Below are 15144 nucleotides of genomic sequence, written 5' to 3' on the forward strand. Positions count from 1 at the left end.
TTTATATTTGCGAATAACATGAAGTTCAGTAGCACATTCCATCACTCTTAAAAGGCCTCTTTGCCTATTTAGACAGAAAAGTGACAATCGTTGGCGCCTCATACACCATCATCGAGCGACTTAGTGCATCAAATGGCGACTTCTCACTGCCTCAATCGACATGGGCTTATCGTGGAAATAGCCTTGTTGATATTCGCAGCCTCGGTCAGCCAAAAACGTCGCTTGTTCTTCGTTTTCTACCCCTTCAGCGACAATGTCGATGTTTAAGCGATGAGCCAGTTCGATGATCGATTCCAGCACCGGCGCATTAATGGAGTCGACCCCCACTGTATCAACAAAGCATTTGTCGATTTTGAGGTAATCAAACTTAAGCCGCTGTAACATAGACAGCGAAGTATGCCCCACACCGAAATCATCAATCGCCACGCGAACACCTAAATCACGCACAGCATCAATCTGTAAGATCGCTTTTTCATCGAGTAGTTGTCGCTCAGTCACTTCTAACGTTAACGACAGATTCACACGATCGAATTCTTTTAACGTTGCTTTCAACGTGTCTTCAAGGTCATCACTGCACATGAACTCCGGCGGCACGTTAACGCCTAAGTGATAACGCTGAGTAAAGTGAAGCGATGCCATGTCTTCGACGACAGTTTTAAATACATAACGCGTAAACGGCATACTCAGTTGCTGATTTTCGATTTCAGGAATAAATATTTCAGGACTGACGCTCCCCATTGTTGGGTGCTGCCAACGCGCCAACGCCTCAAAACCGTGCAATCGGTTATCTTTGCCATAAATGGGCTGATACTGCAGATGAAACTCTTTTCGCTCCATACCCCGTCTAATTTCTTCTGCGAGCGAAAAACGAGGCGTGAAAAAACGGATCAGCAGATGCGCCAAAAGGGAAAGCAACAACGCAATCGGCATGCTCGATAGTACAAACATAGCCATCGTCTTGTTCACATTGCTATCCGATGCTGATGCACCAATTCTGATATGGTATTTGTCGGAACTTACCGAATTTTCCATCGCCTGATCTGCATAGCATTCGCCAACCAAAGTCGCACTGCCGAACCAAATGGTTAGTTTGGAATAACGCGCAGAAGACGCCAGATCCAGATATTCATGAAACGCCGGCTTGGTCAGCACCACGAATCCTTGTCCGTTTTGCGTTTTTTCCGTGGCTACGACAAGCACTTTTTCACTGCTTTCGTCCGCATCAATTTTCCTGTAGCTGTGTATACCTGGCTCAATTTTTTTCTCAAGCAATGCCAGATCAACCCAGTCAAAAAACTGATTCGATTGACAGAGTATTTCTCCATCTTTGACCGTGATGTAATGCTCAACATTGGGCAAAAGCGCCATCCTGTCTTGGATGACTCGACAATTTTCGGGCTCACTCAGTGCCATACTGACCTGAGTAGCCAGCACTGTCGCTTTACGCTCGACGGCTTGTAGATAGAAGGCACCAAACTCTTCAGCATGTTTGTCTATGGTCAATTTGGACAAATACAGACCAAATGCAACAGAAAAAAACAACGGCACACAAAGCAAAACGAGGTAGTAAACCGCATCCTGTTTATCGAACTTCATTGATTCGGCAAACCTTCAAAATAGCAGATGTACCCAGCAAAAAGACCAGCAAGCTGTCTAACTTATTAACCACCCCTCAACATTGAGAACATGTAATAGAGCAGCTAGTTACAGATTTATTGGTCAAAAAAAATGGGCAAAATAAAAAGAGCGCGATATATATCACTCTTAAAATGAAATCGCCATGAAACAAACGATGTAACGACCAAATAGACTGGAAAGATTTGCGGACAGATGCAATGGATCACACAAAAGTAGCGAGGTTTGAGCTTTAGTGGCTCAAATGGTTGTTTCAAGCAACTATCTGCAAATGGCATCAAGATGCTTGGCGAGGCGAGATTGTTAGACTTCCCCCGATAAACTTTTCAAGAAAAGAAGCTGCTGGCGCTCTTGCTCCGATGGCTGATAAGACTCTTCTGACAGGCTATTGGCATTGAATGGACCCAACTCAATCACCGAGACATTCGACACACCATAGCGCGTTTTTTCTCCCGGAGAACCAGACATACGCTCCACTTGAATGTCACGAAGCTGGTACTCACCACTTTCACCACCAAATACGGATTGATGGGCTTTCACATCCATCACACTCTCCCCTTCGGTTAACCTTTGCTTACTGGTTAGCACCGCGACAGGCGTACCATCGACTCTGTAAAGATTGGCGCGCACGCGATATAAGCCGGCTTTTTTAGCATCAATATCCAGCGGGATCGTCCAGTCAGCCCCTTGCACATACGCAGGTTGCGCACCGAGTAGGTAAGCCACTGGGTTTTGATAGTTCACGTCGGCCGTTAATACATCCCCACCACCAGCAAACTGCACCTTAACGCGAAGGCGCACATTGGCAGGCCAATTCTCTTTTGCTGTTAGTTTCCCTTGTGCGTTCTCACTGTTACCGGAGGCCACCACTTCGCGTGTATCGATATCAATCAAGTCAAACTTCATGCCCGTGACAGGCAGGCCACTTTTCACCCTAAACGCGATGGGTTCAGGGAAAAAATAGCGATATTTATCGACCACCAGCGCCGCTGAGTGTTTACCGTCTAGAACGGGCATTTCAACCACCGCAAAATGGTTAGGCGTCAGATATGGGCTCGCTAAATCCACAATGGGCTGAGAATACGGCGGGTAATTCAACTCACTTTCAAATGTTTGAGCAATGCGGGAAAACTGCGCTGACATGGCTTCCGACACCACCACTTTCTCTTCGGTAGGTGCTGTCTCAACCCTAGGCGAAACATCGCGCTTAACATTGGCGATTCCCGTCGTAGCCAACACCATGGTTGAGCGCTTCTCTTCACTGTTTGCTGGCAGTAAATCCATGCGTTGAGGGGCGTTATCTTGCGTACCTGCAAACCAAAAAACGCCTAACCCAACACTAACTAGCGCAACCACCATCCACAACCGCTTCATCGACAATCCTTGTTCATACAAATAAGGGGAGTCAGACTCCCCTTTTCAAGCTGTATCTTCGTTGTACTCATGCTTTAAAGCTAAGTCAGCACGCGGTCAAAGCAAATCAGCAACCAGTTCTGACATGGTGTGATCGTCGGAGCCATTCACATGACGATACGTCGCCCATTTCCACCACGACCATTTATCCTGCGTAGCGACAGAAATCGACTGACCGTTAGCTAATACCGCACTTTTGCGTGCTGTCGTCACTTTTCCTTGATGGCGATCGCCAATTAACTCACCGTGACCATAACCGCTCCCCATTAACATCGGGTAATGGCGCGGCATAAAGCTAGAAACGCCATTAGATTGATACGCCACCTTGCCATCAAACGCCACCGACGTAGAACAACTGCCAAAGCTGCCCGCGCGGCTTGCACCACAGGTTGAATGCGACGACACAACACCATCATCATGACCGGGTAAGAAAGGCGACGTTAAACCAAAGTACTCAGAATCATCGCCGACAAAACGGACTCTTGGCACACGCCCATCAGGAAACGGTGCGATCTGGCGAGCATTCGATACTTTCAGATCGTTCAACACACCGACATTGCTGCTATTGGGTATGTCCCCAAGCCAAAGTGAGATAGCCAATCTCAGCGAGGCGTTTAAAACACCCCCACCTTCGGCAATATTTACCGCCAAATCTGCAAGCTCTGAACCACCACCCGCGCCTGCGAAATCAAACGTGGAAATAATATTTAATGGTGTTAAACCTTCGTTTAAAAGCCAGTTTTCTTGATTATCTAAAATATAACGGGTGACGAGATCTCCCGTTGAATGTGTAACAAAAATACAACCGTTCACACAGGTATTACTTTGTGCCAGTTGTTTTAATTTCGGCCACGCATAATCACTGGCAATTTTACCCGCAATCCTTTCATGGGAAGGCCAATCGATCCGCACATCAGCATGGGTGAGCCAGTACTCCTGCCAATAGACTTCTCCATCAGCACGAACCTCTGTCGCATCTGGTCTTGCCTGTAATTGTGCGGGTTGCAGCCCATGCACAAGAACGACGGGATGCTGGCCAATCGCGGCAAAAGTAGAAACGGAAAACGTTGCAGCAGCGAGTGAGAGCATTGCGATGAATCTCTTCATTTCAAACCATCCTTTTTTATTGGTTTCGAACAGCCTAGATGAGAGATTAAAATATAACAATTGATTAACATTGATCTTGATCCCATTCGCTTAACAAGGGAATTATCAAAGTACAAATCGAAGTATTTGAAGACAGGTATTGTATAAGTGCGACATTATTGACTGAAATATTTATATCTAAAAAACACTCACTGAAACTTATTTCATTATTTACTATACCCGCCTCAACCATCTTTAATTTATGAATAACGCTCACACTGTTCATGAGCCGTTCGTCTCGTTGCCACCCTGAACATACCTTGCATTTTCGCCTGATTTTTTTCTGCTTCTCCGTCGTAAAACGGCGCGAATCACGTCGTAATTACATAAATACCCCTATTTGAATCACGGCATTATCTGAAGAATATCCCCCTCACTATGGTTTGACCAAAGAAGGTTGACCGCAGTTTGAGACGGCTGAACGTTTTGATACGGTTGGAAGTAAGGAAAGGGCCATGAGTCATCTGCCTGTGAAGAACATCGACACCATGCCAATCAACAGAGAGATGGTGAAAACCATGCTTGAGCGGCGCATTCCCGACTACACACTAGAACAGCCCTTCTATACCAGTCCTGAACTGTTCCGCATCGACATGGAAGAGATTTTTGGCAAAGAGTGGATTTTTGCAGGCATGACCTGTGAATTACCCAAAAAAGGCAGCTTCATCACCTTAGAGCTGGGCGACAATCCCATCGTCATTCTTCGCGACAACAACAATGAAATCACCGCTTTTCATAACGTGTGCCGCCATCGTGGCTCTAAGCTTTGCCTCACGCAACGCGGGAAATCCCCCAAGCTGGTTTGCTCCTATCACCAATGGGCTTACGATCTGGATGGGACACTGGTTTATGCCGGATCCGATATGGGCGACGATTTTGATAAACAACAGTTTTCGCTTCACCCAGTGCACTGCGAATCCGCAGGCGGCTATATCTTTGTGTGTTTGGCAGACAACCCACCGCCCATTCAAGAGTTTCTTGATGACATGAACCTATACCTTGAACCGCATGGTATGGAAGACACCAAAATTGCGGTACAAAGTGAAATCATAGAAAAAGCCAACTGGAAACTGGTGGTCGAGAACAACCGCGAGTGCTACCACTGCGACGGCTCACACCCCGAACTGCTCGCTTCACTGCTGGAATGGGACGATAACAACGACCCTCGCTCGACACCAGAATTCAAAGCGCTGGTTGCCGAGAAACAAGCGCTATGGGATACGCTCGATATTCCTTACCTCTTCAAAGGGGCGTACAACAACCGAAACCGCCTTGTTCGTACCCCCTTAAAAGCTGGCACCCACTCCATGACGCTGAACGGCAAAGTGGCCAGCACAAAACTCATGGGACGCATTACCTCACCAGATCTCGGCGCATTGCGTATTCTGCATTTACCCAACTCATGGAACCATGGCATGGGCGACAACTTGATCGCATTTCAGATCATCCCCATCAGCCCACAGGAAACCCGTGTTGTTACGCGCTGGCTGGTTCACAAGGACGCCGTTGAAGGTGTCGATTACGACCCTGAAAACCTCGCCAAGGTCTGGACAGCCACCAATGCACAGGACAGATCGCTGGCAGAAAATAACCAGCGCGGCGTGAACTCCGTGGCCTACCAACCTGGCCCTTACTCCAAAACCTTTGAGTTTGGCGTCATCAATTTCGTCAATTGGTACTGCGAGCGGCTAGAAGAAAACTTAGGGTAACCCGTGTGGTTTCAGGTATGTCAGTGTCGTGTTTGCGTAACTCACAAACGGGAAAGCACAACAAAATCCCCTATAACTTAGAGACATTAATTTGTGTTAATTGATTAGGGATAAAGGCATGAGTGAACTGGACGCTGGCGCTGAAAACAGTCTCAACCCGGTAAACACACAAACGTGGGTCAATGGGCGCCACCTTGTTCGTTGTGTAAAAGTGATTCAAGAAACCCATGACGTGAAGACATTTTGCTTCGTGAGCCAAACGCCCATACTGTATTTCTTCAAACCGGGTCAGTTTGTCACGCTTGAACTAAACATCGGTACTGAGCAAGTCATGCGCAGCTACACCATGTCATCCTCCCCTTCAGTACCTTACAGCTTTTCCATTACCGTCAAACGCGTCAAAAACGGTCAAGTATCTAACTGGTTACATGATAACTTGCGGGTGGATGATGAACTCGCCGTGCATGGCCCTATTGGCAACTTTAACTGTATTGATCACCCCACCGACAAAGCCTTGTTTCTTTCTGGCGGCGTTGGCATTACCCCCGTCATGTCGATGGCACGATGGTGGTACGACACCAACGGCGCAGTAGACATGAAATTCGTTCACAGCGCCCAAACCCCCAAAGACATCATCTTTTTGAAAGAACTGGAGCTCATTGCCTCGCGCATTGATAACTTCGAAGTCAGCATCATCTGTGAGCGGTATGACATCGGCGAAAGCTGGCACGGCTATCGCGGTTTTTTAACCAAAGAACTCTTACAGCTCATCGCCTCTGACGTATTGCAACGGGAAGTTTACTGTTGTGGCCCTGAGCCGTACATGAGAGCCGTTCGCGCCATGCTGACTGATCTTGGCTATGACATGAGTCGATACCATGAAGAGAGCTTTGGCGAGACACCTGCTGATGCGATCGAAGATGCAGAAGAATCCGCGGAGTTGGCACAAATTGCTGATGAGCTTCCCGCGAATGGCTTTGCGGTTGAGTTTGTCGATGAAGGCATGTCTGTCACCTTGAGCGAGAACGAAACCATTCATGCTGCCAGTGCAAAGTTGGGCATTCACGTACCGAAAGCCTGTGGTATGGGGATTTGCGGCTCGTGCAAGGTTCGATTGCTTTCTGGTGAAGTGAACATGGAGCACAACGGCGGGATCAGCGACGAGGAAATGGAAGAAGGCTATATTCTCAGCTGCTGTAGCACCCCGATCAAAGATGTTTCTATTGAGACCTGATTAACCTGCAATCCACGCTAACAGACATCCCCCCCTAAATTGCCTCGTTGACTTAGAGGCAATGTACTTCTCACTCTGATCGTCTCTGTCTGAAAATTTCTGTTTGAAAACAAATGCCGATCACCGTGCTCTGCCCTCCCTGATTTTGATCACCGCTTCCAAATTATGCCTTGAACCAGAGCGTTTCACTTCGAACAGCTTATCAACGAATGTCTACTTTATTGGACTCATATTCCGCCTAACACAACCATCACCGAACCCTAACATTACCAACAAGAGTTTGAACCACAGTGTATTGGCTGCAGCAAAACACTTTTAACCCAAGACTCTAAAGGAAAGGAGAACAACCCATGAATATGTTCAAAACAATGATGTTAGCAATGGCGGTTTTATTTTCAGGCATGGCGTTAGCCACTGACACCAAAACGGAAACTTGTCCAGAAGGGTCAGAAGCGCCAGAGTGCCAAATGCAGAAAGACGATAGCGGTTCAACTAACTAAAGAACCTCCTATCTTCAATTTTGTCGCTTCGACCTCGACCTTCGAGCAACAAAAAAAGGCCAGTGGCATTTGCCATTGGCCTTTCCCGTTTTATCTGTTTAGCGCCTTCGCGCATTAATCGCGCAAGTAAATCATCCAATACCACATGCCCACAAACAAACCACCGCCGATAATATTACCCAACGTGACAGGCACAAGGTTGTTCACAATGAAGGTCATCATACTTAGGTCAGAGAATTGTGCCGCTGTCGTACCCGTCATCTGCCAAAAAGATTCTGGCGCGAAGAATTTAATCCCAATCGCCATGGGTACCTGAAACATGTTAGCGATACAGTGCTCAAACCCCGCTGACACAAACATCGCGACAGGCAAAATCATCACCATGATTTTATCGGTTAGTGTGCGACCGCTATAGGTCATCCACACCGCAATACACACCAGCACATTACACATAATGCCGAGCGCAACTGCTTGGAAGAAGCCATGATGGAGCTTATGCTCTGCAATCTTCATGGCATTAATACCCACTTGCCCGTTGTCGAACATGTACTGTTGAGCAATCAACATACACACCACCAACAACGCGGCACCAACGAGGTTTCCGGCGTACACCACCGCCCAGTTTTTGAATAAGGCTTTCCAGGTAATCTTACCACTGGCTCGCGCCACTAAAGTGAGTACCGAACTTGTGAAAAGCTCGCCACCGGTAATGATCACTAGGATAAGACCCAAACTAAATGCCAGCCCACCGACAAAGCGCACCATGCCCCAAGGCAAGTCGCCTGCACCCGTTGTGACTGTGGTATAGAAGATAAATGCGATACCGATATGAATACCGGCTGAAATAGCCAGAAGGAAAGATTTAGCCGGATCTTTCGTTGCCTTAGCAACACCAATTTCCGCCGCTCTTTCAGCAATCTGAGGAGGGGGTAACGAATCAAACTGAGTAAAGTTCATAGCTGATAACACTGAGTAAGAAACACGAAGGGCGCGGATAATCTCTCCTTTCCCTGCGTTTTTCAAGGGCTATTTTTTTAATCAATTTATGTTTTCAACAATACACACCAAACCGAACAACGAACACAAACAAGAAGGTATCGAATAAACAAGCTACTGCGCCCAAATGCCGCAATATTGCTGCGTTCGTGCCGAATTCATGAATCGCTTTCTAATAACACTTCTCCATGCCGGCAGATAGACTTCTGCTTACAGGCTGATAGACTTCGCGCCTTGAACCTCTAACCGTGAATGCCCATGACTTTTACTGCGCTGAACCTTACCCCTGCCGTGCTCAATGCGCTGCCAAGCCGCCTTTCTTCACCAACGCGGATCCAGACCCAAGCGATCCCCGCGGCGTTGGCTGGAAACGATTTGCTTGCCATGGCACAAACGGGCAGCGGCAAAACGCTCGCGTTTGGTTTGCCCCTGCTTCAGCGCGTGGAGAAAGACAACGGCGGTATTCAAGGTGTTGTGCTTGTACCAACTCGTGAACTTGCCGCGCAAGTCAGCACGGCGCTACAAGAAATCGCTTCGCCAATGGGTATTAACATCGTCATGTTATGCGGCGGCGTAGCGCCTGCATTACAAATTGCCGAGCTAGAAAACGCCCCGCAACTTTTGGTCGCCACTCCTGGTCGCCTGCTCGATTTCCTCAATCAGAACATCGTGAGCCTAAAAGGCGTAAACCAGCTGGTATTGGATGAAGCCGACCGTTTGTTGGAGATGGGCTTTTGGCCGGATGTTCAGCGCTTAATTGCCTCTATGCCCGCCAAACGTCAGACCTTGCTGTTCTCTGCCACCTTACCTGCTGAATTGGAATCTGCCGCCTTGGCGCTGCTTTTCAAACCTGTGCGTATTGAGGCCCATGAAAAAAACAGCGTGGTCGAAGACATTGAAGAGCGCCTGTATTTGGTGAACAAAGGCAGCAAAGCGCAAGCGCTGATCGCCCTGTTGAAACAACATGGCTGGCAACAAGTCTTGGTGTTCGTGAGTGAACGCAACGCCGCCGATGCGCTGGCAAAGAAATTAGCGAAAGCCGGTGTTTCAGTCGCGGCCTTACACGGCGACAAAGATCAGGCCGCGCGTGAAAACACGCTGGCAGAGTTTAAAGCGGGGAATATCAACGTGCTGGTGTCGACGGACTTACTCTCTCGCGGTATTCACATTGATGCGTTACCCGTGGTGATCAACGCCGACTTGCCACCCAATGCCCCGGTTTATGTTCACCGTGTCGGGCGCACCGCACGCGCTGGCGAAAACGGCCTAGCGCTGTCGCTAGTGTGTCATGGCGAGCAAGAAGCATTGAACGCGATTCGCACCCTCACTGGTCGCGCATTGGCACTTGTCGAGTTGGACGGTTTCCCTGTCACCGACAAACCTTCTGACGGTGTTTCATCAGAAGAGCGTAAACGCGCCCCTCGCGATAAGAAAGCCAACCGTCGCAGCAATACGAAACGCAGCATCAAACAGTTTAAGCCCAAAGCTAACCAAGAGAAGCCATCGCGCTAGGCGGCTAACTCGGTCAGTACGGCAAGAAAAGCCAAATCCCAGAGACAACAAAGCCCGAGCAAGTCGGGCTTTGTTTTCAGCTGAATATCATCACATGTTGTTTAACAGGTGTGGTTCAGCACATACGAGGTGAAACGATTACTCTTGGTATTCGGTCACGTCGTCTGGACGCAGCTGACGCTGAACACCCGTCAAGAAATTGCGCAGAATCTGGTCTTTACATTCACGGTAATGCTTGTTGTCCGGCTTGCGGAAAAACGCACTCAGTTCATGCTTACTAATGTTGAAGTTCACCAGCGCCAAGATGTCTAAAATATCTTCAGCTTTTAAATTCAACGCAATGCGCAGCTTTTGGAAAACCATGTTGTTGCTTAAACGGGCTTCTGGTTTAGGCTGCTCGCCTTCACGTTTGCCGCGCTTCAGGTTGATCAAACCATTCAAGAATGAAGAGAGTTCAACGCTGTTCATTTGCACGAACGCTTCATCTTCATCTTTTTTCAGCCAAGCTATCACTTGTTCTTTCGTTACAACGACTTCAGCAAGAGCGAAAATTTCTATCACTGCTTTATCTTTAAAATCGAAGGCATAACGAATGCGACGCAGAATATCATTATTAGTCAAAGCAAAATCCTAGTCTTAGGTAGTCCAGTGTAATCAACACGACTTACTGGAGAGGCCAGAAGTGTAACAGATATCACACTTCTCCCCAATTGATAGTTACTGAGCGAAGCATTAATACCGTCAAGCATACGCTCCCCGTCGTGCCCCAAAAAATACAGGCTCGGCGCTTCCTGCCAACAAGAAAGCTCGAGATACCAATGGATAACATCACTTCCCCTGCCGCCTGACAACACACTCAATTAGGCGCATATTCAAATTTTGAGTTATTCTTTTTTAAAATGTGTCGAGGAGCTTTTTGCATGGGAAATGCCGCTTTGCTACCAGAAGAGATGAAATTGAACGTGATTTGTCGACTCGAACCGGGCTGTTTAGGGCCACAAGGGGCGAGCAAAATTGACGATTTTTGCCAATACATTGAGCAAGACATGCAGGCTTTGAACAGTGACAGCGTGACGCTAAATGTCGTGCCAAGAAATGACAAAAGCTTGCCAGAGATCCAGTTCACTGTGATGGGAAAAATGATGAGTCGTTCCCAAGCTGCAAAATACCTAGAACGCTTAGATCAGAGCTTGGATGATTTTGAAGCCTTGTTCGAGGGTAAGCTAGAAACCTTGATTGATAAATACATGGGCTACTAAGTAGCCCTTTTATCTTCTCTATCTTCTCTATCTGCAGTAGATCTCATCCTTATCGCCAATGCCATTCACCAAAGCCACTCACCAAAGCCACTTGCAAATACCATTCGCCATTCTCGCGTTTCCCGAATTATCCCTGCTCGCTCAATGAGTTTGGCGTTCCTCATGCAACACACATACAAATAGGCAAACAATAGCGAGGAATTTTCTATCGTAACAAGGCGGGACGAGACTATTATCTTCGCAGGATAACGATCTGGCGACACGCCAAGAAAAGCATGAGGTTCAAATGCAATTTACTTACTCCAACCCAACACAAATCTTCTTCGGCCAAGGCCAAATTGCGGCTATTACAAGCGCCATCCCAACACAGAGCAAAGTGCTGGTCATTTACGGCGGCGGGTCGATTAAGAAAAATGGTGTTTACGACCAAGTCAGCGATGCCCTTAACGGCCACACTTGGCTGGAATTCTCAGGCGTTGAGCCAAACCCAACCAAAGAAACCTTGGACAAAGCCATCGCTATCGCCAAACAAGAAAAGGTGGATTACATATTGGCCGTGGGTGGTGGGTCAGTCGTTGATGGCTCGAAATACGTGGCAGCCGCAGCAAAATATGATGGCGACGGTTGGGACATTCTTATCGGTAAACACACCATCGAAAGTGCCCTGCCGATTGGTGCGATTCTGACACTGCCAGCAACAGGCTCTGAGTCCAATTCAGCGGCGGTCATCACCAAAGCGGCAACACAAGACAAACTGCCCTTCATGCACCCAAGCGTGCGCCCGCAATTTGCCGTACTCGACCCTGACGTGATGAAAACCCTGCCAGAGCGCCAGCTTGCGAACGGCATTGCAGATGCATGGGTTCACACCTGTGAGCAATACATCACACGCCCTACCGGCACCATGGTGCAAGATGGCTACGCAGAAACTCTGCTACGCACACTGAAAACCTTGGGTGAGCAATTTGACGATCGTGACAACGACGCATGGCGTGAAAACCTGATGTTTAGTGCCAACCAAGCACTGTTTGGCTTAATTGGTAGCGGTGTATTGCATGATTGGGCAACGCACATGATAGGCCATGAGTTCACCGCGCTATGGAATGTCGACCATGCCCGCTCGCTGACCATTGTTCAGCCTTCGTTGCTGCGTAACCAAATCGAATGCAAACGCGCCAAGCTCGAACAAATGGGCCGTAACGTATTTGGCCTCACCGACAGCGAAGATTTGGCAGAACGCACCATTGATGCCATTGAAGCTTTCTATCGTCAGCTTGGTTTAGAAACCCAATTCACCGCGCACGGCACAGACAAAGAAACTGCCATTAACGCCGTCATGGAACAGCTTGCCAAACACGGCATGACCGCGCTGGGTGAAAATCAGGCCATCACTCTAGAGAAAAGCCGCGAAATCTTAGAAAACGCTATCGCGTAATGTCCACACTGCTAAGTTCAAGTGAGTAATCACTTCCCATGTGAAGGGCTGACCAAATAGGCCAGCCTTTTTACTCCCTAACTTTATTCATTTTATTCGTTCAGTTTCAGTAACATCAATCCGCCGCTAAATCCTATCGGACATCCAACAGTTGCTACACTTAACTGGCCGTAATTCACGCATAATATCGGCGGCATAACGTAAGCTAATTGTCCTTACGCCTTACCGAAAAATTGCTCGCCTCAATGTCATCACAACACCATCCATAGAACATAAAACAAATACAAAATAAGAAGGGATACGATGAAAGAAATCACACGGATAAACCACGTAGGGCTTCGCGTTAGAGATCTGGAAATATCGAGAAAGTTTTACGAACAGCTTGGGTTTGAATTTATCGCAGGCCCTGTTGGTCCAGAGCCCGCTGCCATTGTTGAGCACCCATCAGGGATAAACATCAACTTTATACTCAATGCCTCTGACGATGCCCCTCAAGACAATATCTTGATGCGAAAAGACATGAAATACCCCGGCTACACACACATCGCACTTGAAATCACCGACGCCGATGCAGTATCCAAGCAAATAGAAGCACTGGGGATCACGATCACTGAGCGCGTAGAAATCAACGGCGCTAAGTTTTTCTTTATTAGAGATCCAGATGACAATGTTATTGAGCTGCATCAGCCTGCCAGCCGCTGAGCACACGCCAATGGTGGGCAACGTCAATACAACATAGTCACCGCTTGGTTGTAATTCACCGTTTCAAGGCCGATGCCCCCGCTGGCGCTAAATGAAAGCCCGAGATAGCGGATTGGGTAGTAACTAAACAATGCGCCGCTGCCCACATCGGCAACCCCTAGCGGCACACTGATGCTCGCGCCGTGAGCATAGCCACCGATGTTTGCTGAACCACTCTCAATGCCATCTTTCCACACACCGACACTCACACCGAGCCCGACGCTTAAAGACGCCCCTTTTGAATAGGCCATGACGCCATAAGGTCGCGTGTTGCCCTGCCAATCCAATGCAATGCCGTATTCCGTGGTTGCGCCCACACCGATTTCAAGTTCTGGTGCAGCGCCTAACGTGAGAGATTGATAGCCATTGGCGATCGCCGCATCACGCAGTGCAAGGTAACTCGGCATTGGTGAAATCAGCCGATACACGTCCTCTCCGTCTTTGTCTGATATGGCGCGTCGTAATTCATCATGCTTTGCCACTTCGGCGACAAACTCTGCGGCGGCTTGGCTCAGTGTGAGGTCTTCTTCAAGTTTGGTTCTCGCTAAATCGGTAACCACGGTTGCCATATCCAGCGGCGTACCGCATACGCGTTCATAAGGGGGGCCGAAATTTTGCAGTACCGCTGCAGGTGATGGCATCAGCGATAAGTCTTCATCACAATAAAATTCCGTTTTACATTCGGCACTGGGATTGAACGCCCACAAGAAGCTGACTTTTGAAGACCCTGTCGGGCAACGATAGCACTCGCCACCTTTTTCAAACTGCCCTTCTTCGCAGCCATAAGCAGACCGTACAAACGTGGCGTCCACCTTGTCTTTGTTAAAACCTACACCTCGTTCTTTGCAGCTTTCGTCTTTATGAATGGCTTTCCATGTTCGGCGATACCCGTCTGGGCAACGCCAACACTCTCCGCCCTCTTTTGGGGTGAAATAGAGATTCTTCCCTTTGCAGCCCCAATTGGTCGCATCCCCCACCAAGATGGCATCTATCTTGATTTCATCCCCACACGGCGGAGCCCCTTCTTCACCACAAAGCAGGTCTGGCGGCCCTAAACATTCGTCGAACGGCACGGGTGTGGTGTCCGTTGTTATTGGTGGAGCAGGCACATCAGGCGGAACACTCACTGCCTCCACACCCTCTTCAACAGTCAATGCTTCAACAGGTAAAGGCGGATCAACATTGTCTATTGGTTCTGACACGACGATGACGTCAGTCACTGTGGTTGATTCTGGAGATTCTGAGGGCTTAGTCGTTTGTGAAGAGATTGGCGGCGGCGAGACTGCACTCGGGGATGGCTCACTGTTAGAAAGAGGCTCGGTCGACGTGCCGCACCCAGCACTAATCAGGGAGAGGAAGAAAACCAACACGATGTGGCGATAATGAATCCACCAACGGTTCATAAGGCTGCCTTAAAAGCCCACTGCAACATGCAGTGTATTGGGCTTTACATACCGCATTTAATTATAGGTGGCGCATTACAAAGGCTGTGTTCACAAATGCGACCCACCCGCAATCAAGTGATGCACGTATCTATGCAAGCGTTTTACTTTCCATCTAGACG

General features: G+C 48.3%; 13 protein-coding genes. 7 read left to right on the forward strand and 6 right to left on the reverse strand.

Features of this window, described 5'->3' with window-relative positions; translation table 11 throughout:
- Nucleotides 1-120: 120 nt before the first annotated feature.
- The 3 genes from ACED36_RS07305 to ACED36_RS07315 all read right to left on the reverse strand — a co-directional run bounded on the left by ACED36_RS07305 (nucleotide 121) and on the right by ACED36_RS07315 (nucleotide 4155).
- Nucleotides 121-1596 (reverse strand): EAL domain-containing protein, encoded by a 1476-nt coding sequence (locus ACED36_RS07305; RefSeq protein WP_371733008.1) that lies wholly within the window; start codon nucleotides 1594-1596, stop codon nucleotides 121-123.
- Between the two features lie 342 nt (nucleotides 1597-1938).
- The gene (locus ACED36_RS07310) at nucleotides 1939-3009 is read right to left on the reverse strand and encodes a hypothetical protein (protein ID WP_017004771.1); all 1071 of its coding nucleotides are present in this window, start codon (nucleotides 3007-3009) and stop codon (nucleotides 1939-1941) included.
- A 96-nt stretch (nucleotides 3010-3105) separates the two neighbouring features.
- The gene (locus ACED36_RS07315; RefSeq protein ID WP_016958445.1) at nucleotides 3106-4155 is read right to left on the reverse strand and encodes a hypothetical protein; all 1050 of its coding nucleotides are present in this window, start codon (nucleotides 4153-4155) and stop codon (nucleotides 3106-3108) included.
- A gap of 494 nt (nucleotides 4156-4649) precedes the next feature.
- Here ACED36_RS07315 and ACED36_RS07320 point away from each other — a divergent pair, with 494 nt between their 5' ends.
- The 3 genes from ACED36_RS07320 (at nucleotide 4650) to ACED36_RS07330 (ending at nucleotide 7637) form a co-directional block, all read left to right on the forward strand.
- Nucleotides 4650-5903 (forward strand): aromatic ring-hydroxylating dioxygenase subunit alpha, encoded by a 1254-nt coding sequence (locus ACED36_RS07320; RefSeq protein WP_371733009.1) that lies wholly within the window; start codon nucleotides 4650-4652, stop codon nucleotides 5901-5903.
- A gap of 118 nt (nucleotides 5904-6021) precedes the next feature.
- A complete protein-coding gene (locus ACED36_RS07325) occupies nucleotides 6022-7137 on the forward strand; it encodes a hybrid-cluster NAD(P)-dependent oxidoreductase (RefSeq protein WP_016958447.1) in 1116 nt (371 codons plus the stop codon).
- 350 nt (nucleotides 7138-7487) lie between these two features.
- Nucleotides 7488-7637, forward strand: coding sequence for a hypothetical protein (locus ACED36_RS07330; protein WP_016958448.1), 150 nt, complete (start codon nucleotides 7488-7490; stop codon nucleotides 7635-7637).
- A 114-nt stretch (nucleotides 7638-7751) separates the two neighbouring features.
- Here ACED36_RS07330 and focA read toward each other — a convergent pair whose 3' ends face one another.
- On the reverse strand, nucleotides 7752-8594 hold the full coding sequence (focA, locus tag ACED36_RS07335) for a formate transporter FocA (protein WP_026024043.1): 843 nt from the start codon (nucleotides 8592-8594) through the stop codon (nucleotides 7752-7754).
- 297 nt (nucleotides 8595-8891) lie between these two features.
- Here focA and ACED36_RS07340 point away from each other — a divergent pair, with 297 nt between their 5' ends.
- On the forward strand, nucleotides 8892-10145 hold the full coding sequence (locus tag ACED36_RS07340) for a DEAD/DEAH box helicase (protein WP_017004767.1): 1254 nt from the start codon (nucleotides 8892-8894) through the stop codon (nucleotides 10143-10145).
- 138 nt (nucleotides 10146-10283) lie between these two features.
- Here the strand turns inward: ACED36_RS07340 and ACED36_RS07345 are convergent, their stop codons facing one another.
- The gene (locus ACED36_RS07345; protein ID WP_016958451.1) at nucleotides 10284-10766 is read right to left on the reverse strand and encodes a DUF1456 family protein; all 483 of its coding nucleotides are present in this window, start codon (nucleotides 10764-10766) and stop codon (nucleotides 10284-10286) included.
- A 299-nt stretch (nucleotides 10767-11065) separates the two neighbouring features.
- Here ACED36_RS07345 and ACED36_RS07350 point away from each other — a divergent pair, with 299 nt between their 5' ends.
- The 3 genes from ACED36_RS07350 to ACED36_RS07360 all read left to right on the forward strand — a co-directional run bounded on the left by ACED36_RS07350 (nucleotide 11066) and on the right by ACED36_RS07360 (nucleotide 13541).
- Complete coding sequence (locus ACED36_RS07350; protein ID WP_016958452.1) at nucleotides 11066-11404, forward strand: hypothetical protein; 339 nt, start codon at nucleotides 11066-11068, stop codon at nucleotides 11402-11404.
- A 286-nt stretch (nucleotides 11405-11690) separates the two neighbouring features.
- Complete coding sequence (locus tag ACED36_RS07355) at nucleotides 11691-12839, forward strand: iron-containing alcohol dehydrogenase (protein WP_371733010.1); 1149 nt, start codon at nucleotides 11691-11693, stop codon at nucleotides 12837-12839.
- 303 nt (nucleotides 12840-13142) lie between these two features.
- Complete coding sequence (locus tag ACED36_RS07360) at nucleotides 13143-13541, forward strand: VOC family protein (protein WP_371733011.1); 399 nt, start codon at nucleotides 13143-13145, stop codon at nucleotides 13539-13541.
- 23 nt (nucleotides 13542-13564) lie between these two features.
- Here ACED36_RS07360 and ACED36_RS07365 read toward each other — a convergent pair whose 3' ends face one another.
- Complete coding sequence (locus ACED36_RS07365) at nucleotides 13565-14983, reverse strand: hypothetical protein (protein WP_371733012.1); 1419 nt, start codon at nucleotides 14981-14983, stop codon at nucleotides 13565-13567.
- Between the last annotated feature and the right edge of the window lie 161 nt (nucleotides 14984-15144).

It is taken from the genome of Enterovibrio sp. FF113 (assembly GCF_041439165.1).
Classification (GTDB): domain Bacteria; phylum Pseudomonadota; class Gammaproteobacteria; order Enterobacterales; family Vibrionaceae; genus Enterovibrio; species Enterovibrio norvegicus_A.